This is a genomic window from Ruegeria marisrubri, from assembly GCF_001507595.1.
Lineage (GTDB): Bacteria > Pseudomonadota > Alphaproteobacteria > Rhodobacterales > Rhodobacteraceae > Ruegeria > Ruegeria marisrubri.
In genome coordinates, this window is record NZ_LQBQ01000012.1 from 625,787 (window position 1) to 646,808 (window position 21,022).

Here is a 21,022-nt window from a genome sequence, read left to right on the forward strand (position 1 = left end):
AGCCTGGCGTTGTATTTCGACGCAAAGGGCAGTGAGGCGGATATGGCGAGTTTCGATTACTCGGGGCAAATGGGCCCCGAGCATGTGGCTTACACGAATCAATTTCAGCAAACCGGCGGCGTCACGGCCGAAGACGATCTGCCATATGAAGCGGCAGATCACGCTCACTGGACGGACAGGTTTGGCCGGCTGGTCAACGTCGCCGGGGCCTTGGGCTCTCTGGCGCTGGTGGTCGGCATCGGCGTCTGGGGCTACAAGCTGGTGATGCGCGATGTCAGCGGCGTTCCGGTGGTGCGGGCCGTCGAAGGGCCGATGCGGGTGCAGCCTGAAAATCCGGGGGGTACTCCGGCCGATAATCAGGGCCTTGCGGTGAACAGGGTCGCCGCTGAAGGAACTGCCGCGCCCCCGCCTGACCGGCTGATCCTGGCGCCACGCCCGGTTTCCCTGACCGAAGAAGACGCACCGATGGGCAAGCTGAAACCTGCGCCTGCGGTTCTGGTCGTCGAAGAGGAAATCTCGGACAAGGAAGCGGCCGAAATCCGGCAGAGCGCGGTGGATGCGCTGGTCGCGGAACTGGCCGCCGAAGACAAGGATGTGGAACCCGCCGAACTGGGCGAACAGCTGGCGTCGCTGGCAACGCCCGAGGAAGAGCCGGGCATAGATCCGGTTGACTGGGAGGAACAGCAGAAAGAGGCCGGTCTGGACACGCCCGGCGTTACCCGGTCGCTGCGCCCGGTTCGCCGGCCCGCGCGTGTGACCCCCGCCCGAACAGAGGCCGGAGCCAGCGCACAGGCCGCGATCGACGCGGCGGTGATGGCGGCGGTTGGCCTGGACGTCGATCCCGACAGCCTGCCGGTCGGAACCCGGCTGGCACAGCTTGGGGCCTTTGAAAGCCCCGAGGTGGCGCAGGCGGAGTGGGATCGCCTGTATGGACGTTTCGGCGAGTTTCTTGATGGCAAGAAACGCGTCATCCAGAAAACCCAAAGCGGTGGGCGCACGTTCTACCGGCTGCGGGCGCTAGGCTTTGCCGACCTCAGCGACTCGCGCCGGTTCTGCGCGGCCCTCGTGGCGCAGGGCGCGGACTGCATTCCGGTGACCGTGCGGTGAGGTTCGGCGCTGCGATCACCGACGCAGAAGGCCTGCGCCTGAGCGTCGAGGAAAAGGCGCTGTTCCGCGAGATGAACCCGTTCGGGTTCATCCTGTTCGCCCGCAACATCGAAAGTGGCGATCAGGTCCGTGCGCTGTGCGACGACTTTCGCGAGGCCGTCGGGCGCGACTGTCCGATCACCATCGACCAGGAGGGCGGCCGCGTGCAGCGCCTGAGGGCGCCGCTGGCGCGTGAATGGCTGCCGCCGCTGGACCATGCCGAGCAGGCAGGCGAGGGTGCCGAGCGGGCGATGTATCTTCGCTACCGGCTGATCGCGCACGAGTTGAAGCAGTTGGGCATCGACAGCAACTGCGCACCGATGGTGGATGTCGCGCAGCAGGAAACGCACCCGTTCCTTCTCAACCGCTGCTATGGCCGCGATGCGGATACCGTGGCGCGGATCGGCCGCGCCGTCGCGCAGGCGCATCTGGATGGGGGCGTTCTGCCCGTGCTCAAGCACATCCCCGGCCACGGGCGCGCCATGCAGGACAGTCACTATGACCTGCCGCATGTGGACGCCGACCCCGACGATCTGGACCGGGTCGATTTCGCCCCTTTCCGCGCCCTGAACGATCTGCCGATGGGCATGACCGCCCACCTCGTCTATGACCGGATCGACCCCGAACCCGCCACGGTTTCGAGACGCATGATGACGCTGATCCGCGAAAGCATCGGTTTCGACGGGCTGATCATGACCGACGATATCTCGATGAAGGCGCTCAGCGGGTCGCTGGGCGATCTCTCGCGTCAGGCGCTTGCGGCGGGCTGCGACGTGATCCTGCACTGCAACGGGTCATTCGCCGAACGCACCGAGGTCATGCAGGCCGCCGGAGAGATGAGCGAGGTTGCGCAGGAACGTGCCGAACGGGCGCTGGCCATGCGTCACGAGCCGCAGGAACTTGACATCGACGCTGCCGAGGCGGAACTATCTCGCCTCATGAGCGGGCGGGTGTATGACGGATAACCTATTTTCCGAAGAACCGATCTCGATCGCCGACCGCCTGGCGGCGGAGGCGCTGATCGTCGATGTTGACGGGTTCGAGGGCCCGCTCGACGTGTTGCTGACCCTGTCGCGCACGCAAAAGGTCGATCTGCGCAAGATTTCCATTCTGGCGCTGGCGCAGCAATACCTGGCCTTCGTCGAACGCGCCCGCGCCCTTCGCATCGAGCTGGCGGCCGACTACCTCGTCATGGCGGCCTGGCTGGCTTTCCTCAAGTCGCGCCTGCTGCTGCCCCCCGACCCCGAGGAAGAAGGACCAACGGGCGAGGAACTGGCCGCGCACCTGGCGTTCCAGCTCGAACGCCTTCAGGCGATGCGCGATGCCGCCGCGCGACTGATGGCGCGGGATCAGCTGGGGCGCGATTTCTTCAAGCGAGGGCAGGGCGAGGACATCACTCGCATCCGCACCGTGACCTACACGGCGACCCTACTGGACCTGATGCAGGGCTATGCCCGCATCCGCACCCGCGACGAATTCCGCCCCTTCGTGATGGACCGCGACGCCGTGTTCACGATGGAGCAGGCGCTGGAGCGTATGCGCCCGCTGATCGGCTTTGCCGGCACCTGGACCGACATGGAAAGCTATCTGCCCGAGGGCTGGGATGCCGACCCGGTGCGCCGGCGCTCGGCCACGGCGGCCACCTTCGCGGCCTCGCTGGAACTGGTGAAAGAAGGCCACATGGAGATCAAGCAGAGCGAAACCTTTGCCCCGATCCAACTGCGCAGAAGGACTGACAAACGTGACTGAGGCCAGCGAAGACGAAGATACCGGCACCCTGTTCGAAGCGCCGCCCATGGCCGAGCAGGAGCGCATGGTCGAGGCTGTCCTGTTCGCCAGCCCCGAGCCGGTGACCATCGCCGATCTCGAGGCACGGATGCCACATGGCAGTGACGCCGCGCAGGCGTTGGAACTGCTGCGCAAGCGTTACGAGGGGCGCGGCGTGCGCGTGGTGCGGGTAGGGGACGCCTGGGCGATCCGAACAGCCCCCGACCTTGGGTTCCTGATGCAGAAGGAAACCGTGGAAACCCGCAAGCTCAGCCGCGCGGCGATCGAAACACTGGCCATCGTCGCCTATCACCAGCCCTGCACACGGGCAGAGATCGAGGAGATCCGCGGCGTCTCCGTTTCGCGCGGCACCATCGACCAACTGCTCGAGATGGAATGGATTCGCCTTGGCCGCCGCCGCATGACTCCGGGCCGGCCGGTGACCTTCGTGGTGACGCCGCAATTCCTGGACCATTTCGGGCTGGAAAGCGCCCGCGACCTGCCCGGACTCAAGGAATTGCGCGCCGCGGGCCTGCTGGAAAACCGTCCACCGCCGGGTGCCATGCCGCTGGGCGAAGGCCGCGACGAGGACGAAGGTGATGAGGGCGAAGACGGGCAGCCCGAGCTGTTCGAAGAATAGCGACACGGCGCGGGCAAAGGGGATTAGAGCGAAATGAATGCCAACAGGATGATCGACATGATCGTGCGGATCGTGTTCCGCAAGCTGATCAACCGGGGAATCGACAAGGGGATCGACCTTGCCGCAGGCATGACGTCGAAAACCGATCGCGGCGGGGCGACTCCCGACCCGGAGGCTGCCAAGAGGCAAAAACAGACCATCCGGCAGGCACAACGGACGGCTCGTCAGTTACGGCGTTTCACGAAATTGTAAACCTTTTTAAAGCGTTATGATGGGCTTTTGAAGTGTTTTGACAGCTTCAGGCCCTGACCCTGATAGTTCGAGGCGATGCCGGCCCCGTAAAGCTGGGTCGGCATTTCCGACATCTTCTCATAGACCAGCCGCCCGACCACCTGGCCGTGTTCCAGAACGAACGGAGCCTCGTGGCAGCGCACCTCCAGCACCCCGCGCGAGCCCTCTCCCCCCGCGGCGGCATGGCCAAAGCCCGGATCGAAGAAACCGGCGTAATGCACGCGGAATTCGCCGACCATCGCCAGGTAGGGGGCCATCTCGGCGGCGTACATGGGCGGGATATGAACGGCCTCGCGGCTGACGAGGATATAGAACGCACCAGGGTCCAGGATGATGCGCCCGTCGCGGGTGCGCACCTCTTCCCAGTATTCCAGCGGGTCATAGGCGCCGATCCGGTCCAGGTCGATCACGCCCGTATGCGGCTTGGCGCGATAGCCGACCAGATCGGTGTTGGGCAGGCGCAGATCGACCGAGAATCCCAGACCGTCCTGAATCACCGCCGGGCCGTCCACCAGCGGCGTCTCGGCGTGCAGCGCCGCCAGATCGGCATCGGACAGCACGGCCTGACCCTGCCGGAACCGGATCTGGTTCAGCCGCATTCCGGGGCGCACCAGCACCGAGAACGAACGCGGACAGATCTCGGCATAGAGTGGCCCGGAGTATCCGGCAAGCACGCGGTCGAATTCGGTGCCGCCATCGGTGATCGTGCGGGTCAGCAGGTCCAGCCGTCCGGTCGAGCTTTTGGCGTTGGCGACCGCGCTCATGCCCTCGGGCAGCGAAAGCGATTCCATCAGCGGCACCAGATAGACACAGCCCTTTTCCAGCACCGCGCCATCGGTGATGTCGATTCGGTGCATCTCGAACTCGCCCAAGCGGTCGGACACCGAGTTTCCCTCGCCAGCCAGGAACGAGGCGCGCACCCTGTAAGCCACTGTTCCAAGACGTAAATCCAGGCTCGCCGGTTGCACCTGTGCCGGCAATACCGGAACGGCGGCCGAGATTTCGCCGCGCTTGATCATCGCTTCGATCTGCTGGTTTGGACACACGCCTGTCATGCCGATCCCCCTTCTTGCCAGAGGTTCTGGCATCTTGTCCTGGAACGTCGGTGTGATTTGGTCGGGCTAGCAGGACTTGAACCTGCGACCTTCCGTCCCCCAGACGGACGCGCTACCAGGCTGCGCCATAGCCCGACGATGGGTGTTACATAACGGTTTTCCCGGCAGGGGCAAGAGGAAATCATTGCCTTTTTTCTTATCCCGCCGATCGAGTTTCAACACTGTCCAGCCAGTTGCGCAGGTCGCGCGCAATCGGGGCCATTTGCCGCAAAAGGTCGGCGCTTATTTGCTCTGCCGCCCACAGCCGCGCCAGCAGGTCTGGCGATGTTTCGCCGCCGGGTGCCGCAGCGGGGGCGGGCGCAGCCGGCTTGGCGGCAGTCACGGGCGCTTTGGTCCGCTCGGGGGCCGCATTTTCCCTTTCAGCTACAGCCCCTTCAAGCTCCATGTCGATCTGGGCGGGCGCGGCTTCGGGCTGTCGCTTGTCCTGGAATCTGACGACGGTGCTTCCAGTTTCCAGATCCGGTGCGGCCGACACCTCAAGATCCTGCGAGAGAGATGCCACATGCGCAACGCCCTGTTCGCGCAGGATGCGCTGGACGCCCTTGATGGTCAGGCCATCGTCATGCAGCAGTTTCTTGATGCCGCCCAGCAGGCGCATGTCATTGGGGCGGTAGTAACGGCGCCCTCCGGCGCGTTTGACGGGTTTCACCTGCGCAAAGCGGCTTTCCCAGAACCGAAGGACATGCGCCTGAACCCCCAGCCATTCGGCAACCTCGGTGATCGTGCGAAAAGCCTCGGGAGACTTGGCCATACCCTCTCAACCCCGGATTACTTGCGGTTTCCGGCGGCGACGCGATCCTTCATCAGGTGCGACGGGCGGAACGTCAGAACACGGCGGGGCTGAATCGGCACCTCTTCGCCGGTCTTGGGGTTGCGGCCGACGCGTGCGGATTTGTTCCGGACGCTGAAGGTGCCAAAGGACGAGATCTTGACCTGTTCGCCCCGGACCAGCGCATCCGACATATGGTTCAGAACGCTTTCGACGAGCTGTGCGCTTTCGTTGCGTGATAGACCGACTTCGCGAAATACCGCTTCGCTCAGATCCATGCGAGTAAGTGTTTTGTCGCCCATTCTTTTCCCCCTATTGCTCACAAAGCATATGGGTAGGGGAAATTCCCTGTCAATATCAATGAATTGCAGGCGGCGGCGTAAGCCGGAACATGCCAGTTACCAGCGCAGGACGACTGCGCCCCAGGCCAATCCACCTCCGATTGCTTCGGTGACGATCAGGTCGCCTTGCTTGATCTGGCCGCGGGCCTTGCCGACGGAAAGGGCCAGGGGAATCGAGGCGGCAGAGGTGTTGCCGTGATCCTGGACGGTGACCACGACGTGATCCATGGACAGGCCCATTTTCTTGGCCGTGCCCTGAATGATGCGGATATTGGCCTGATGCGGCACGATCCAGTCGATATCTGCACTGGTCAGGCCGGCCTTTTCCAGCGCGGTCTCGGCCGTCTTGGCCAGCTTGTCGACCGCGTGGCGGAACACCTGGTTGCCCTGCATCCGCAGATAGCCGGTGTTCTGGGTCGAGACGCCGCCATCGACATAAAGCAGATCCTTGTAGCGCCCGTCCGAGTTCAGGTCGGTGGACAGGATGCCTCGATCCTGCGGCGTGCCTTTGCCTTCGCGGGCTTCCAGAATGACCGCCCCGGCGCCATCGCCGAACAGGACACAGGTGGAACGGTCGCTCCAGTCCATGATTCGCGAGAAGGTTTCGGCGCCGATGACCAGAACCCGCCTGGCCTGACCCGACAGGATCAGGGCATTGGCGTTGGCCAAGGCGTAGACGAAACCGGCACAGACGGCCTGCACGTCAAAAGCAAACCCGCCGGTCATTCCAAGGCGGGCCTGAACCATCGTTGCTGCGGAAGGAAATGTCAGATCGGCGGTCGAGGTCGCCAGGATGATGGCGTCGATGTCGTCGGCGGTCAGCCCGGCGTCCTTCAGTGCGGCCTCGGCGGCATAGGTGGCAAGATCCGACGTGGTTTCGCCCTCGGCCGCGAAATGCCGGCGCTCGATTCCCGAACGCGTGCGAATCCATTCGTCGGACGTATCCAACGTGGCTTCGAACTCGGAGTTCGGGACGACACGTTCAGGCAGATAATGCCCTACACCAACTACTACTGCGCGGCCTGCCATTTGGGTACTGCCTTCTTGTTATCGTTCAGCTTGCGAAGCAGCCTGAGCGTCATCTTGGTCAAGCTCCGCTGTGGATGCAACCCGCGCCGCCAGTTTTTCGGCAAAGCCGGATTTCGCCAGCGTGAAGGCCAGCCTTACGGCGGCGGACACGCCGGTGGCGTCCGCGCTGCCGTGGGATTTGACCACGGTTCCATTCAGCCCCAGGAAAACACCGCCGTTCACATGCCGCGGATCGACCCTGTTTTTCAAGCGCCGCAGCGAGGTTATCGCGAGAATCGAGGCAAGGCGCGAAAGCGGCGAATATTGGAAGGCTTCGCGCAGAAGGTCGCTGAACATGTTGGCGGTGCCTTCGCCGGTCTTGATGGCGACGTTCCCGGTGAAGCCATCGGTCACGATCACGTCAACCGAGGTTCCGGGAATGTCGCTGCCTTCGACGAAGCCCACGAATTCGAAATTGGCCTGATCCGCGAAGGCGGCGATCATGCCGTGGGCCTCTTTCAGCTCGGCCCGGCCCTTGTGTTCCTCGGTGCCCACGTTCAGCAGGCCGATGCGCGGGCGGGCCAGCCCCAGACCGTTGCGGGCGTAAGAGGCGCCCATCAGGGCGTATTGCAGCAGATCCTTGGCGTCGGCGCGCACGTCGGCGCCCACGTCCAGCATCACGTTGAAGCCCTGGGGGTTCAGCGACGGCCACAGGATCGCGATGGCCGGACGGTTCACGCCCGGCAGCTTGCGCAGGCGCATCATCGACAGGGCCATCAAGGCCCCGGTATTGCCGCAGGAAACTGCCCCGTGCGCTTCTCCCTGGCGCACGGACTCCAGCGCCGACCACATCGACGTGTTCTTGCCGTTGCGTACGACCTGGCTGGGCTTGTCCTCCATCGTGACGACATCGGGACAATCACGAAAAGCGACGCGTCCATCAAGGACGCGCCGCTTTGCGACCAGTTTTCGCAACTGTTCCTCGGGCCCGTGCAGGATGAACCCGATTTCCGGGTTCTTCTTGGCCGATTCGGCAATGCCCGCGACAACGACAGAAGGACCCTCGTCCCCGCCCATGGCGTCAACCGAGATGATGATCTGTCCGGGGCGTGCGCCGGTTTGATCGGGTTGAGCCGTCATGTCGTGGCCTGCTCTCGAAAGGGCTTAGGCCGCGTCTTCGTCCAGGTCGATTTCGTCGGCCTGCGCTACGACTTCGCGGTCGTCATAGTGGCCGCAGGAGGCGCACACGTGGTGCGGGCGCTTCAGTTCACCGCAGTTCGGGCACTCGTTCGGGTTTGCAGCAACCAGAGCGTCGTGCGCGCGGCGGTTGTTGCGGCGCGACTTGGAAACTTTGTTCTGTTGGACAGCCATTGTCTCAACCTTTGTCTGACTGGGGCCAGCGGACCAGACCGCCGACCGGGTTACATTCTTCGTTTTCTAGAGGCGTGACGCGCGTTTAGGGCACGGCCCTCGCATTGTCCAACCCAAAATCCGATGAGCGCGCGAAAATACTGCGATTCTCGTCATGATCAAGCGGTTTTTATGGGCGCCTGCTATGACAGGTCTTGTGCCTGCTGTCACTCATCTTTTTTCAGCTTGTCGCGCAATCCGGCCAGACCGGCAAAGGGTTTTGCGTCGTCATCGGTCATGGCCTGTTTGCCGGGTTCGGTATAAACGGCCTGACCCAGACCGGCCCCTTCCTTGCGCGGATATTGGGGCAGGGCCAGCGACAGGGCCTCGACCATCACCGCGCCCGGGTCGATCTCGGCGCCCAATGCTTCGGCTTCGTCATCGGTGACTTCGACCTCTTCGCTTTCGGGCTCGCGCCAGTCGGCCAGGAAAACGCGGCGCACATCGGTGTCGATCCGGGTGGTGACCGGTTCAAGCGTGATGACGCAGGGCTGCACCACGGTCGCCCCCAGTTTGCCGGTCAGCACCCAGTCGCTTTTGCCCTGCGCCCGAATCTCGCCACTGAAACTGACCTTGCGCAGCCCCAGAAGGCCGAGTTCCTGTTTCAGCGCCGCCAGCGCCTCGGAATCCGGGCGCAGCGCGAAGGGGGTTGGAGAGTTCTGCGGCAGGTCGGCAACCCGCAAGGCGGTTTGGTCTGTCATCGGGGGCTTTCGTGTGTTGAACCAGAGCGGCGGTTTCTGTAATCGGATAGAAGCCACACGGCGCCATGGCAAGAGGGTTGGAATGGTGATGTTTGATAAGCTGCTGAAACCGGTTGCCCGGGCTATGGCGTTCAGCATCTGTTTAGCAGCAGTTGCCGGTTGTTCGCCGATCTACCGAAATCACGGATATGTCCCGACGCCCGAGGAACTGGCGCAGCTGAAGGTCGGGGTCGATAACCGCGACAGCGTGATCGAAGCGGTTGGTGCGCCCAGTTCGACGGGCGTGCTCAAGGATTCGGGCTATTATTACGTGGCATCGCGCATACGGCACTACGGCGCCAAAGAGCCTCAGGTCGTGTCGCGCGAACTGGTCGCCATCAGCTTTGATCAGCGCGGCGTGGTGCGCAACATCGAGCGTTACGGGCTCGAGGATGGCATAGTCGTCCCGCTGGAGCGTCGCGTGACCAGCTCGAGCGTCGAGGACAAGACATTCATTCGCCAGTTGCTCGGCAATATCGGCACGTTCAACCCGTCCACGGTCGTCAACTGATTGGGCCCATGCGCCTGCGCGTCGATACCCGGTCGCCACATCTGCTATGCTAGGCCGGCACCGAGCGGGGAGCGGAACCGAATGGCAGAGTGCCGGGGCATGGCAGAGGCAATTTTTCTGGACAGGGGGCGCTACCGGGTCCGAACGGGTCGGACGGGCCGCGACCTGGAGGCGGCCCGGGAACTGCGCACGCTGGCCTTCGCCCTGAATGAGCCCGATCAGGACGAATTCGACGACATCTGCGCGCATGTTCTGGTCGAAGACAAGCGCGCGGGCGGTCGGCTGGTCTGCTGTTTTCGGATGCTTTTGCTGGAGAGTGGGTCTGAGGTCGGTCGCAGCTATTCGGCCCGGTGTTACGATCTTTCGGCGCTCAGGGCGTTTCCCGGGCCGATGGTCGAAATGGGCCGGTTTTGCACACGTCCCGATTGCACCGACCCGGATATCCTGCGCGCGGCCTGGGGCGCGATGGCAGCCTATGTGGATCGCAACGATGTCGAGATGCTGTTTGGGTGCTCGTCCTTTCCTGGCACCGAGGTCGGGCGCTATCAGGACGCCTTTGCCCTGCTCAAGCAGCGCCACCTGGCGCCGCAGCGCTGGCGGCCGCGGGTCAAGGCCCCCGAGATCTTCTGCTTTGACGGTCGCCTGCGTCAGTTCCCGGATGAAAAACGGGCGATGCTGCAGATGCCGCCGCTGCTGAAAACCTACCTGCTGATGGGGGGCTGGATCAGCGATCACGCCGTGGTGGACCGAGAAATGAACACATTGCATGTGTTCACCGGTCTCGAGGTCCGGGCGATTCCCGCGTCACGGAAACGTCTGCTGCGGGCGGTGGCCGGGTGAATTGAGTATTTTTGAAAAGGTGAAGCATTGGCGTTGACGCGCTGAGCGTCGCGTCTTAGCTGGCTGGCATGGCGAGAATTCCTCTTTTGCAGATGTCCGGCATTTCGTTGACCTTTGGCGGCGAGCCGGTGTTTTCCGATTTGGATCTGGTGGTGCAGCCCAGCGACCGTGTTGCGCTGGTGGGGCGCAATGGCTCGGGCAAATCCACCCTGATGAAGGTCATGGCCGGGCTGGTCGAGCCGGATGCGGGCGAGGTCGTGATCCCCCCCGGGAAATCGGTGGGATACATGGAGCAGGACCCGGTCATGACCGGCTTTGCGACGCTGGGCGACTATGCCGCCAGCGGGCTCGAACCGGGCGAGCTTTACAAGGTCGAACGCGCGGGTGAGGGGCTGAAATTCGACCCCGCGCGCCCGGTCGAGACCGCCTCGGGCGGCGAACGGCGGCGCGCGGCGCTGGCCAAGCTGATGGCCGAGGCCCCCGACCTGATGCTGTTGGATGAGCCGACCAACCATCTGGACATCGAGGCCATCGGCTGGCTTGAACGTGAACTGGGCGCGACGCGGGCGGCCTTTGTCCTGATTTCGCACGACCGGGCTTTCCTGCGGGCGCTGACCCGCGCAACACTGTGGATCGACCGCGGTGTGGTGCGCCGACAGGAGAAGGGGTTCGAGGCCTTCGAGGCCTGGCGCGACAAGATCTGGGAGGAGGAAGACCAGCAACGCCACAAGCTGGACCGGCTGATCAAGTCTGAAGCCCGCTGGGCGGTCGAGGGGATCAGCGCGCGGCGCAAGCGCAACCAGGGCCGGGTGCGGGCGCTGCAGGCCTTGCGGGCCGAACGTGCGGCGCAGATCAAGCGGCAGGGCTCGGCGGCCATGTCCTTGGAATCCGGGCCGAAATCCGGCCGCAAGGTGATCGAGGCGGTGGGGCTGTCCAAGAGTTTCGACGGCAAGCAGATCGTCCGGAACTTTGACCTGCTGGTGCAGCGCGGTGATCGCGTGGCCTTTGTCGGGCCGAACGGTGTTGGCAAGACGACGCTGTTGAAAATGCTGCTGGGCGAGGTCGCGCCGGATGCGGGCGAGGTGCGGCTGGGCACCAACCTCGAGGTCGCGGTCTTTGACCAGACGCGGGCGCAGTTGGACCCCGAGATGACCCTCTGGGACAGCCTGACCGGCGACCCCGAGATGCGTGTTTCGGGCAAGGCCGATCAGGTGATGGTGCGCGGCCAGCCCAAGCATGTGGTGGGCTATCTCAAGGAGTTTCTGTTCGACGAGCGGCAGGCAAGAGCGGCCGTCAAGTCCTTGTCAGGTGGGGAAAAAGCCAGGTTGCTGCTGGCGAAGCTGATGGCGAAACCGTCGAACCTGCTGGTGCTGGACGAGCCGACGAATGACCTGGATATCGAGACGCTGGACCTGCTGCAGGAGTTGCTGGACGAGTATGACGGCACGGTGCTGCTGGTCAGCCACGACCGCGACTTCCTTGACCGGGTGGCGACGACGACTATCGCGATGGAGGGCAATGGCCGCGCCACCGTCTATGCCGGGGGGTGGTCTGACTATATCGCGCAGCGTGGCGAGGTTTCGCAGGAAAAGATAGGCAAATCAAAGCCTTCCAAGCCGAAGGTAAAGCAGGAAGGCAAGCCGAAACAGGGGCTGTCCTTTTCGGAAAAGCACCGTTTGGAGAAGCTGCCGGCCGAGATCGAACGTCTGGAAGCCGAGATCGCCAAGCTGGAGGAACTGATGTCGGATCCCGAGCTGTTCACGCGCGAGCCGGTCAAGTTCCAGAAGGCGACCGAGGCGCTGGTCGAGCGGCAGCAGAAGCTGGCCGCCGCCGAGGAAGAATGGCTGATGCTGGAAGAGAAGGCCGAGGCGGGCTGAGCCCGGATCGTCCGATTTGTACCGGCCCCGATGTCGGGATGTTCCGTTTTGTACAAAACCCAAAAGCCCGGCCCGGACGCAGATCGACCGGGCCGGAAACCGTCAGTGAGGGTCAGCGCATCCGCAGGGCGCCGTCGATGCGGATGACCTCGCCGTTCAGATAGCCCATCTCGACGATGAACCCGGCCAGCCGGCCGTATTCGCGCGGGTCGCCCAGGCGGGCGGGGTTCGGAACGTCGGCGGCCAACTGCTGCTGCACCTCTTCGGGCAGGCCGGCCAGCATCGGCGTCATGAAGATACCGGGCGCAATGGTCATGACCCGGATACCGGTCGAGGCCAGGTCGCGCGCCATCGGCAGGGTCATGCCCACGACACCGCTCTTGGACGCCGAATAGGCCGCCTGACCCTTTTGGCCGTCGAAGGCCGCGATCGAGGCGGTGTTGATGATCACCCCGCGCGCGCCATCCGGCTCGGGCTCGTTCTTGGCCATCTCGACGGCGGCCAGACGCGACACGTTGAAGGTGCCCACGAGGTTGATGTCGATGGTGCGCTGGAAGGCGTCCAGCGGGTGGGGGCCGTCCTTGCCGACAGTCTTGATGCCATAGGCGATGCCGGCGCAGTTCACGCAGGCGGTGATCTTGCCCATCTTCTCCATCGCCAGCGCCATGGCCGCGGCGACCGAGTCCTCGTCGGTCACGTCGGTCTGGGCGAAGTGGCCACCGATCTCGGCGGCGACCCGCGCGCCGCGCTCGGCGTCGCGGTCGAGAATGGTGACCTGCGCGCCGTTCTCGGCGAAGTAACGGGCGGTGGCCTCTCCGAGGCCCGACGCGCCACCGGTGATGACCGCGGCTGTGGTGCTGAGTTGCATGTGAGGCTCCTCTCCCCATGATATGAACATGCGTTCAAATAATGGAAGGATGGGGCGCCTGTCCAGTGCGCCTTGCCGTTACGTCGTGTCGCCATCGGGAAAGAATCCGTCCAACTTGCACCTGCCGGGTGCCCGGAGAAGCGGTAATCGGTTTCGAAGAGGGGAAAGCCGGAGACCACGATGACGACGCGCGGACATTGCCTGTGCAAAAAGACGAGCTGGGAATACGAGGGCGAGGTCAACTGGGCCTGCTACTGCCATTGCGATGACTGCCGCCGAAACTGTGCGGCACCGGTGGTCGCGTGGCTGGGCGTGCCGAAGAAGAACTTCAGGTGGACGGGGCAGGCGCCAAAGACTCTGGAAAGCTCAAAGGGCGTGTTCCGGCATTTCTGCGAAAATTGCGGCTCGCCCATGGGGTTCGAGGCCGATCACTATCCCGGCGGGATGCACCTGTATGCCGGTTCCCTGGAAAATCCCGAAGAGTTCGAGCCGACGTTCCATGTGAACTATCAAAGCAAGCTGCCTTGGCTTCAGATGAATGACGATCTTCCGAAATACGAAGGCACGCTGCTTTTTGCGCCGGATGATCTGAGGGATTATGATGCGTAGGTAAGGGCCTTATGGGCCAGTGTGGCGCGGATTGTGTGCCCCCGTCGCGTTTCTGGATGGCGTGGCCGTGGCACAAAGTGTTTCGAAACTGTATTTCGAAATGCGGAGTGAGTATGATTTCGCCATGCCACAGCCCATGGTCCGCAAACTCGCTGCGATCGTATCGGTCGATGTCGTGGGGTATTCCCGCCTGATGGAGCAGGATGAAGCCGGGACGCTGGCCCGGTTGACGGGCTGCATGGACAGCCTTGTGGCGCGAAGGATCACCGCCAGAAAAGGGCGCGTGGTCAAGCTTATGGGCGACGGGCTTCTTGCGGAATTTCCCTCTGTTGTCGATGCCGTCGCCTGTGCGCTGGAAATTCAGGAGGCCATGGCAGAGCGCGAAGCCGATATCGAACCGGATCGTCGGATCGTTTTCCGGATCGGCGTCAATGTCGGCGACATCGTGTTCATGGGCGACGACATTTTCGGGGATGGCGTCAATCAGGCCGCACGCTTGCAGGAAATTGCCGATCCGGGCGGCGTTTGCGTGTCCGGAGCCGTTTACGAGCAGGTGAAAGGCAAGGTGGGGCAGGAGTTCGCTGACCTTGGTCATCGAAAGCTCAAGAACGTTGCTGAACCGGTGCGGGTCTATGGATCGGCGGTCAAACAGGCAGAGAAAAAGGAAACGCCAATCGGGTGGCCGTTTCTGACCGCGGCGCATAGCGAACCGGTCGCCGCGGGCGGGTGTCTGTGCGGGAATGTGAGATACAAGGTATGGTCGCGGCCGGTTACCGTCGGCTTCTGCCATTGCCGGCATTGCCAACTGGCGCTTGGTGCGCCGTTGAACGCTTGGGCCATTTTCGAAAAGCAGAATGTCACTTTCGAAGGGGAAAATCCTGGGCTGTATGCTTCTTCGGAGCTTTCGGTGAGGGCATTTTGCGCCAACTGCGGCACCAGTCTTTTTACCGACATAAAGGATCTGGGCTATTATTCGATCAGGGTCGCGACGCTCGACAACCCTGCGGATTTCCCGCCGGAACTGCACTATGGGGTGGAAAGCCAGATCCCTTGGGTCGACATCCATGACGACCTTCCAAGGATCAAAACGGAAGACGATGCGCAGATGTCATCGAGGTGGGTCGCCGTCGGCCAGCCGAAGTCCGGCCCGACGCCGCCCAAGGCCGCAGAACGTGCTGTTCAGCGCAAAGCAAGAGAGCGCGACTAGGCGCAGTGGGGGCGGTAGAGCGCTCAGTTCTTGCGCTTGGCGCTGACCTGCCGCATGGCGCCGCCGGTGCCGGTGATCCGCAGGAACTTGCCGCTGTCGAGCAATTCGAAATCGGCCTTGGACAGCTCGCCCTCCCAGCCGTTCTTGGTTCGGGTCAGCGCGCTGGTCTCGGGTGAGTCGCTGAGGCGGGTCCAGGTCAGTTCGGTGCAGTCGGCGTTGACGGTGAAGTCGCCATACACGCCGTGTTCCTTGAATTCGTATTCGCCGCCGGCCCAAGGGCAGTCTTGGGCAAGGGCGGGGGCGGCCATGAGGCCAAGGCAAAGGGCGGTCAGGGAAAGAGATTTTTTCATGTGATTACCTAGCCATAAGGAAGTTCAGGTGAATGAACCGAAGCTACCTCATCGCGGCCGGGCCGCATAGGAAAAACGTGAAACGGCCGCCCGGTGGGCGGCCGTATAGGTTTTCGTGATCTGCCGGGCGGCTATCCCAGCTGCACCAGCGCGTGGCGCTTCTTGCCGGCGCTCAGCTTGATCGGGGACGAGAGCGCGCCCGCGTCGATCATCAGGCCGGCATCGGTCAGCGGCTGGTCGTCCAGCCTGGCGCCGTGCTCGGCGATCAGGCGCTTGGCCTCCTTGCCCGACTTGGCAAGGCCCGAGCGGACGATGAGCTGCACGACAGAGATGCCGTCGCCCAGCTCGTCGGGGCTGAGCGTGAGGGTCGGCAGGTCGTCGCCCACGCCGCCCTTTTCGAACACCTCGCGCGCGGTGGCCTCGGCTGCGGCGGCGGCCTCGGGCCCGTGCAGCAGGGCAGTGACCTCGTTGGCCAGAACGATCTTGGCTTCGTTGATCTCGGACCCCGCCAGCGCGCCGAGGCGCTCGCATTCGTCCAGCGGCAGCTCGGTGTAGAGTTTCAGGAACCGGCCCACATCGGCGTCGGTGGTGTTGCGCCAGAACTGCCAGAACTCGTAGGGGCTGAGCATCTCGGCGTTCAGCCAGACCGCGCCGGTCTGCGACTTGCCCATCTTCTTGCCGTCGCTGGTGGTCAGCAGCGGCGAGGTCAGGCCATAGACCTCGTGGTCGATCACTCGGCGGGTCAGGTCGATGCCGTTGACGATGTTGCCCCACTGGTCACTGCCGCCCATCTGCAGGATGCAGCCGTAGCGGCGGTTCAGTTCGAGGAAGTCATAGGCCTGCAGGATCATGTAGTTGAATTCGAGGAACGACAGCGACTGTTCGCGGTCGAGCCGCGATTTCACCGATTCAAAGGACAGCATCCGGTTGACCGAGAAATGCCGCCCGATGTCGCGCAGGAAATCGAGGTAGTTCAGATCGTCCAGCCACTCGGCATTGTTCAGCATCAGCGCCGCGTTCTCGGCGCCGCTGTCATAGTCGAGATAGGCCGCGAACACCTTGCGGATGCCGGCGATGTTGTCGTCGATCTGCTCGGGCGTCAGCAGCGGGCGCTCGTCGGCGCGGAAGGACGGGTCGCCCACCTTGGTGGTGCCGCCGCCCATCAGGGTGATCGGCTTGTGCCCGGTCTTTTGCAGCCAGCGCAGCATCATGATCTGGATCAGCGATCCGACATGCAGCGACTTGGCGGTGGCGTCAAAGCCGATATAGCCCGGGCGGACACCCTGCATCAGCGCCTCGTCAAGGCCCTGATAATCGGTGCAGTCGGCCAGAAAGCCGCGCTCCATCATCACCGCGATGAAATCCGATTTGGGATGGTAGGTCATGTCTTGCCTCGGGTTTGAATTGCGGGGCAACTTATAGAGAGCATTCCGAAAAGTGAAAACCGGTTTTCGGGGTGAAATTCGCGGCGATTTGAGGCGGCAGGAAACGGAAGGATAAGGCCATGAACAAGGCCATTGGCGGGGCAGGGCCCGTGCGGGCGCTGGGGGCGATGTCGGGCACCTCTCTGGATGGCGTGGACGCGGCGGTGGTCGAGACGGACGGCGAGCGCCTGTTCGGTTTCGGCGAGACGGCCTATCGCGCCTATTCCGAGGACGAGCGCGCGGTCCTGCGGGCCGCGCTGGGCAAGTGGCATGGCGACGAGGTCGAGGCCGCGGCGGCGCTGGTGACCCTGGCCCATGTCGAGGCTTTGTCGAAGTTCGAGGATGTGGAACTGGTCGGTTTCCATGGCCAGACCCTTGCGCATGAGCCCAAGGGAAGGGGCACGTTGCAGGTGGGGGACGGGGCCGCTCTGGCCAAGGCGCTGGGAGTGCCGGTGGTGTGGGATTTCCGCTCGGACGACGTGGCGATGGGCGGCGAGGGCGCGCCGCTGGCGCCGTTCTTTCACTTTGCCTGCGCCAAGTGGATCGGGGCGACGGAGCCTGTCGCGTTCCTCAATCTCGGCGGTGTGGGGAACCTGACCTATGTGGACCCGTCTTTCGACCGGCCCGAGGATCCCGGTGCGCTGCTGGCCTTTGATACCGGGCCCGCGAACGCGCCCATCGACGACCTGATGCAGGCGCGGCTGGGGCAGAGGATGGACCGGGACGGGGCGGTGGCGCGGGCGGGAGTCGTCGAGACCGGCGCGCTGGAGCTGTTCCTGGCCGAGCCCTTCTTTGCGAAAATGCCGCCCAAGTCGCTGGACCGGAACGATTTTGCCGAGATGGTGGGGCTTGTGCGCGAGTTGGGCGATTCCGACGCCGTGGCCACCCTGACCGCCATGAGCGCCGCCGCGGTGGCAAAGGGGATGGAGCATTGCCCCAAGCCGCCCTCGCGGGTGCTGGTCACGGGGGGCGGGCGGCACAACCCGGTGCTGATGGAGATGCTGCGCGTCTCGCTCGACTGCCCGGTCGCGCCGGTCGAAAGCGTCGGCCTCGACGGGGACATGCTGGAGGCGCAGGCCTTTGCCTATCTGGCGGTGCGGGTGGCGCGGGGACTGCCGACCTCGTGCCCCGGCACGACCGGGGTGCGGGCGCTGGTGGGGGGCGGGATCGTCAGCCGGGCGCCCGTGGAACGTGCCGGCTGATGTCGGTTGGATCGGCTGCGGCCATGACGGGCAGAACGAAGCCATGGTTCAAAAAACTGCAATTCTATGCAAGGGTTAGGCCGGAACACATCATTTATACCGTGAATTGAGGTGCGTATCGATGGCGACCAAAGCCGAACTTGAAGCAGAACTGGAAGAGCTGCGAAAGCGCAACGCCGAGCTGGAAGAACGGTCCAGGGAAAGAACGGCCAAAGGGGCAGAGACCCAGGCCTCGGCGGCCCCCAAGACAGAGGACGACATTCGCAAGCTCCTGGAAGAGCACGGCATCGACCTGTCAAAGGCGAAGGACGTTGGCAAACAGGCGGTCGAAGAGTTCAGCAGGCTGCAAAAGGACTATCCGATTACCGCGCTGCTGATCGCATTTTCACTCGGCTATGTCGTCGGCCGGGTGCAAGGATAGGAAGACAGATGAACCCAATTAGCAGAAACCTGGTAACGATTTACCGAACCGAACGGCTGATCGCGCGCCGCCGTCTGGCCGTCGTCCAGCGGCAGACCGTTTTGATGGTGGTGGCGGGCATAGCCGCCATGGCTGGTCTCGTGCTGCTGAACCTCTCTTTGTTCCTGGCGCTTCAGGCCTGGATGTCGGCGGCATCGTCGGCGGCCGTTCTGTCGGCGGCCAATCTGGTGCTGGGGGGACTGTTGGTCCTGATCGCCCGGGGCAGCAACGTGGAAGAAGAGCTTGCCCCCGCGATCGAGGTTCGCGACATGGCGATTGCCGATATCGAAGCGGAGCTGGACGACATGGCGACCGAGGCACGGGAAGTCGTCAATGCCGTGAAATCCATCGGGTCCAATCCGCTGGGGTCTCTGGCGACGCTGCTTGTTCCAATTCTCAGCGCTCTCCTGAAGACCCGCAAGGACGACTGACCAAGGGTTTCATGCGCGCCTGATGTCAAAGCCGGGCGGGGCAAGGTCGAACCCCTCGAAGCGGAAGCCGGGAGAGACCGTGCAACTGACCAGAGTGTAATCTCCGGTGCTGCGGGCCGACTGCCAGTGGTTTTCGGGCACGATCAGTTGCGGGGCGCCTTGCGACAGGTCGGGGGTCAGCAGGTAATCGGTGGCCGGCCCCGCATCGGTCTCGCTGATCGACAGGATCAGGGGGGCGCCCGCGTGGTAGAGCCAGATCTCGGTGGCATCGACGCGGTGCCAGTGGCTGACCTCGCCTGCCTGCAACAGGAAATAGATGCAGGTGCCTGTGGGGCGGCCTTCGTTTTCGGCGACCCATGTCTGGCGATACCAGCCGCCCTCGGGGTGGGGTTCGAGGTTCAGGTAGGCGATGATGTCCTGCGGGCTCATGGGTGTCCTTCGTGGGTTTTCCGGGATTATGCACGGGGCGGCGCGGGGGGCTATGGTTTTCGCGCGCGAAGGGCATATGTTTCGTGCATGACCCTGAGTATTCCGTTCGACAACTCCTATGCCCGCCTGCCGGCGGCCTTCTATTCGAAACAGGCGCCCGAGCCCGTGCGCGCCCCGCGGCTGGTGGCCTTCAACGAGGATCTGGCGCGGGTTCTGCGGATCGCGCCGGGGGACGTGGAGGAGATGGCCCAGGCCTTTGCGGGCAATGCCGTGCCGCCGGGGGCCGAGCCTTTGGCGCAGCTGTATTCGGGGCACCAGTTCGGCCATTACAACCCGCAGCTGGGCGACGGGCGCGCGATCCTGCTGGGAGAGGTCGTGGGCTCGGACGGTATCCGGCGCGACATTCAGCTGAAAGGCTCGGGGCGCACGCCCTATTCGCGGGCCGGGGATGGGCGGGCCTGGCTGGGGCCGGTGCTGCGGGAATACGTGGTCTCCGAAGCCATGCACGCGCTGGGCATTCCGACGACCCGCGCCTTGGCGGCGGTCGAGACGGGCGAGGTGGTGATGCGAGAGGCGCCGCTGCCCGGCGCGGTGCTGACGCGGGTGGCGCAGAGCCATCTGCGCGTGGGCACCTTTCAGGTCTTTGCCGCGCGCGGCGATGTGGCCAGCCTGAAACGCCTGACCGAGTATGCGATCGACCGCCACTATCCGCAGGCCGAGGGGCCGATGGGGCTGTTGCGGGCGGTGCGTGACGCGCAGGCGCGGCTGATCCCGCAATGGATGAGCGTAGGCTTCATCCACGGGGTGATGAACACCGACAATTGCGCGATCTCGGGCGAGACCATCGACTATGGCCCCTGCGCCTTCATGGACGTCTATCACCCGAACACGGTCTTCAGCTCGATCGACCGCGGCGGGCGCTATGCCTATGCCAACCAGCCGGAAATCGCCGTCTGGAACTTGGCGCAGCTGGCCACGGCGCTGATCCAGCAGGTGGACGACAAGGAGGCCGCCGTGGAAGAGGCCACCGCCATCGTGCATGCCATGCCCGAGCTGATGCAGGAGCATTGGCTGCGGCTGTTCCGCGCCAAGATCGGCCTTGCGCGTGCCGAAGAGGGCGATCTGCAGCTGATTTCCGACCTGCTGACCCGGATGGCGCACAATCAGGCGGATTTCACCAATACCTTCCGGGCGCTGGGCGGCGGCAAGGCGCGGGACCAGTTCACCGACCCCGCCGCCTATGACACATGGGCCGAGGGCTGGCAGGCGAGATGCGCGCGCGAAGAAGACCCGATGGCGGTGATGCGGCAGGCCAACCCGGCCTTCATCCCGCGCAACCATCGTGTCGAACAGATGATCGAGGCGGCGGTGCAGGGCGACTATGGACCGTTTCAGCGGCTGAACGCAGCTCTGGCGCGCCCGTTCGACGATCAGCCCGAAAACGCCGATCTGGCCCGCCCGCCCGAGCAGCACGAGGTCGTCCATGCCACTTTCTGCGGCACTTGATGCGTGTCATGGCATGAAACCGCCCAGAATGCTTTCCTGAAACAGGCCGCGGGCTTGCGCCCGACGCCAGCAATGGCAAAC

General features: G+C 63.9%; 25 protein-coding genes and 1 tRNA gene. 14 read left to right on the forward strand and 12 right to left on the reverse strand.

The genetic code is table 11. The annotated features are described in order from the left end of the window. Positions 1 to 42 precede the first annotated feature (42 nt). The 5 genes from AVO45_RS10050 to AVO45_RS10070 are packed head-to-tail and all read left to right on the forward strand — an operon-like array spanning position 43 to position 3,805. Positions 43 to 1,107, forward strand: a complete 1,065-nt coding sequence (locus AVO45_RS10050; protein ID WP_068346746.1) for an SPOR domain-containing protein — start codon at positions 43 to 45, stop codon at positions 1,105 to 1,107. Beyond that, positions 1,104 to 2,111 (forward strand): beta-N-acetylhexosaminidase, encoded by a 1,008-nt coding sequence (gene nagZ, locus AVO45_RS10055; RefSeq protein ID WP_068346478.1) that lies wholly within the window; start codon positions 1,104 to 1,106, stop codon positions 2,109 to 2,111. The genes AVO45_RS10050 and nagZ overlap by 4 nt, the downstream gene beginning before the upstream one ends. Next, positions 2,101 to 2,895 carry a segregation and condensation protein A gene (locus tag AVO45_RS10060; RefSeq protein ID WP_068346480.1) on the forward strand — a complete coding sequence of 265 codons (795 nt, stop codon included), beginning with the start codon at positions 2,101 to 2,103 and terminating at the stop codon, positions 2,893 to 2,895. The genes nagZ and AVO45_RS10060 overlap by 11 nt, the downstream gene beginning before the upstream one ends. Before the next feature lie 46 nt (positions 2,896 to 2,941). Beyond that, on the forward strand, positions 2,942 to 3,553 hold the full coding sequence (gene scpB / locus AVO45_RS10065) for an SMC-Scp complex subunit ScpB (RefSeq protein WP_420819933.1): 612 nt from the start codon (positions 2,942 to 2,944) through the stop codon (positions 3,551 to 3,553). A 48-nt stretch (positions 3,554 to 3,601) separates the two neighbouring features. After that, a complete protein-coding gene (locus AVO45_RS10070; RefSeq protein ID WP_240482109.1) occupies positions 3,602 to 3,805 on the forward strand; it encodes a hypothetical protein in 204 nt (67 codons plus the stop codon). 14 nt (positions 3,806 to 3,819) lie between these two features. Here the strand turns inward: AVO45_RS10070 and AVO45_RS10075 are convergent, their stop codons facing one another. The 8 genes from AVO45_RS10075 to AVO45_RS10110 form a co-directional block, all read right to left on the reverse strand. Continuing rightward, on the reverse strand, positions 3,820 to 4,899 hold the full coding sequence (locus AVO45_RS10075) for a 2'-deoxycytidine 5'-triphosphate deaminase (RefSeq protein ID WP_068346484.1): 1,080 nt from the start codon (positions 4,897 to 4,899) through the stop codon (positions 3,820 to 3,822). Positions 4,900 to 4,957: 58 nt separating this feature from the next. Beyond that, positions 4,958 to 5,034: transfer RNA gene (locus tag AVO45_RS10080), tRNA-Pro, on the reverse strand. A gap of 61 nt (positions 5,035 to 5,095) precedes the next feature. Further along, positions 5,096 to 5,710 carry a MerR family transcriptional regulator gene (locus tag AVO45_RS10085; protein ID WP_068346486.1) on the reverse strand — a complete coding sequence of 205 codons (615 nt, stop codon included), beginning with the start codon at positions 5,708 to 5,710 and terminating at the stop codon, positions 5,096 to 5,098. Positions 5,711 to 5,727: 17 nt separating this feature from the next. After that, the gene (gene ihfA, locus AVO45_RS10090) at positions 5,728 to 6,030 is read right to left on the reverse strand and encodes an integration host factor subunit alpha (protein WP_068346488.1); all 303 of its coding nucleotides are present in this window, start codon (positions 6,028 to 6,030) and stop codon (positions 5,728 to 5,730) included. Between the two features lie 96 nt (positions 6,031 to 6,126). After that, a complete protein-coding gene (locus AVO45_RS10095) occupies positions 6,127 to 7,098 on the reverse strand; it encodes a beta-ketoacyl-ACP synthase III (protein ID WP_068346490.1) in 972 nt (323 codons plus the stop codon). Positions 7,099 to 7,116: 18 nt separating this feature from the next. Further along, the gene (gene plsX / locus AVO45_RS10100; RefSeq protein WP_068346492.1) at positions 7,117 to 8,217 is read right to left on the reverse strand and encodes a phosphate acyltransferase PlsX; all 1,101 of its coding nucleotides are present in this window, start codon (positions 8,215 to 8,217) and stop codon (positions 7,117 to 7,119) included. A gap of 24 nt (positions 8,218 to 8,241) precedes the next feature. Next, positions 8,242 to 8,448 carry a 50S ribosomal protein L32 gene (gene rpmF, locus AVO45_RS10105; protein WP_008756996.1) on the reverse strand — a complete coding sequence of 69 codons (207 nt, stop codon included), beginning with the start codon at positions 8,446 to 8,448 and terminating at the stop codon, positions 8,242 to 8,244. Positions 8,449 to 8,654: 206 nt separating this feature from the next. Continuing rightward, on the reverse strand, positions 8,655 to 9,188 hold the full coding sequence (locus AVO45_RS10110) for a YceD family protein (protein ID WP_068346494.1): 534 nt from the start codon (positions 9,186 to 9,188) through the stop codon (positions 8,655 to 8,657). Positions 9,189 to 9,270: 82 nt separating this feature from the next. On the opposite strand from AVO45_RS10110, the gene AVO45_RS10115 reads away from it, so the two are divergent. The 3 genes from AVO45_RS10115 (at position 9,271) to AVO45_RS10125 (ending at position 12,455) form a co-directional block, all read left to right on the forward strand. Further along, on the forward strand, positions 9,271 to 9,738 hold the full coding sequence (locus AVO45_RS10115; protein WP_068346497.1) for an outer membrane protein assembly factor BamE: 468 nt from the start codon (positions 9,271 to 9,273) through the stop codon (positions 9,736 to 9,738). 99 nt (positions 9,739 to 9,837) lie between these two features. Next, positions 9,838 to 10,578, forward strand: a complete 741-nt coding sequence (locus tag AVO45_RS10120) for a GNAT family N-acetyltransferase (RefSeq protein ID WP_082688739.1) — start codon at positions 9,838 to 9,840, stop codon at positions 10,576 to 10,578. A 68-nt stretch (positions 10,579 to 10,646) separates the two neighbouring features. Then, positions 10,647 to 12,455: an ABC-F family ATP-binding cassette domain-containing protein gene (locus AVO45_RS10125; protein WP_068346500.1), complete on the forward strand. Its 1,809-nt coding sequence runs from the start codon at positions 10,647 to 10,649 to the stop codon at positions 12,453 to 12,455. A 112-nt stretch (positions 12,456 to 12,567) separates the two neighbouring features. On the opposite strand, the gene AVO45_RS10130 is transcribed toward AVO45_RS10125, so the two are convergent. Then, positions 12,568 to 13,323: a 3-hydroxyacyl-CoA dehydrogenase gene (locus tag AVO45_RS10130; protein ID WP_068346502.1), complete on the reverse strand. Its 756-nt coding sequence runs from the start codon at positions 13,321 to 13,323 to the stop codon at positions 12,568 to 12,570. 180 nt (positions 13,324 to 13,503) lie between these two features. Between AVO45_RS10130 and AVO45_RS10135 the strand changes: the two genes are divergently transcribed. Together AVO45_RS10135 and AVO45_RS10140 are read left to right on the forward strand one after the other, a co-directional pair. Further along, entirely contained in the window at positions 13,504 to 13,932 is a 429-nt protein-coding gene (locus tag AVO45_RS10135) for a GFA family protein (RefSeq protein WP_082688740.1), read from the forward strand. 136 nt (positions 13,933 to 14,068) lie between these two features. Further along, on the forward strand, positions 14,069 to 15,139 hold the full coding sequence (locus tag AVO45_RS10140; protein WP_169796002.1) for a GFA family protein: 1,071 nt from the start codon (positions 14,069 to 14,071) through the stop codon (positions 15,137 to 15,139). Between the two features lie 23 nt (positions 15,140 to 15,162). Here the strand turns inward: AVO45_RS10140 and AVO45_RS10145 are convergent, their stop codons facing one another. Together AVO45_RS10145 and tyrS are read right to left on the reverse strand one after the other, a co-directional pair. Further along, positions 15,163 to 15,489 carry a hypothetical protein gene (locus AVO45_RS10145; protein ID WP_068346506.1) on the reverse strand — a complete coding sequence of 109 codons (327 nt, stop codon included), beginning with the start codon at positions 15,487 to 15,489 and terminating at the stop codon, positions 15,163 to 15,165. A 131-nt stretch (positions 15,490 to 15,620) separates the two neighbouring features. After that, positions 15,621 to 16,874: a tyrosine--tRNA ligase gene (tyrS, locus tag AVO45_RS10150; protein ID WP_068346508.1), complete on the reverse strand. Its 1,254-nt coding sequence runs from the start codon at positions 16,872 to 16,874 to the stop codon at positions 15,621 to 15,623. Between the two features lie 119 nt (positions 16,875 to 16,993). Here tyrS and AVO45_RS10155 point away from each other — a divergent pair, with 119 nt between their 5' ends. The 3 genes from AVO45_RS10155 to AVO45_RS10165 all read left to right on the forward strand — a co-directional run bounded on the left by AVO45_RS10155 (position 16,994) and on the right by AVO45_RS10165 (position 19,006). Then, positions 16,994 to 18,115 carry an anhydro-N-acetylmuramic acid kinase gene (locus AVO45_RS10155; protein WP_068346510.1) on the forward strand — a complete coding sequence of 374 codons (1,122 nt, stop codon included), beginning with the start codon at positions 16,994 to 16,996 and terminating at the stop codon, positions 18,113 to 18,115. A gap of 121 nt (positions 18,116 to 18,236) precedes the next feature. Next, a complete protein-coding gene (locus AVO45_RS10160) occupies positions 18,237 to 18,536 on the forward strand; it encodes a hypothetical protein (RefSeq protein WP_068346511.1) in 300 nt (99 codons plus the stop codon). A gap of 8 nt (positions 18,537 to 18,544) precedes the next feature. After that, a complete protein-coding gene (locus AVO45_RS10165) occupies positions 18,545 to 19,006 on the forward strand; it encodes a hypothetical protein (RefSeq protein ID WP_068346513.1) in 462 nt (153 codons plus the stop codon). 9 nt (positions 19,007 to 19,015) lie between these two features. On the opposite strand, the gene AVO45_RS10170 is transcribed toward AVO45_RS10165, so the two are convergent. Next, positions 19,016 to 19,435, reverse strand: coding sequence for a cupin domain-containing protein (locus AVO45_RS10170; RefSeq protein ID WP_068346515.1), 420 nt, complete (start codon positions 19,433 to 19,435; stop codon positions 19,016 to 19,018). Positions 19,436 to 19,522: 87 nt separating this feature from the next. Here AVO45_RS10170 and AVO45_RS10175 point away from each other — a divergent pair, with 87 nt between their 5' ends. Beyond that, entirely contained in the window at positions 19,523 to 20,941 is a 1,419-nt protein-coding gene (locus AVO45_RS10175) for a protein adenylyltransferase SelO (protein WP_068346517.1), read from the forward strand. Positions 20,942 to 21,022 lie beyond the last annotated feature (81 nt).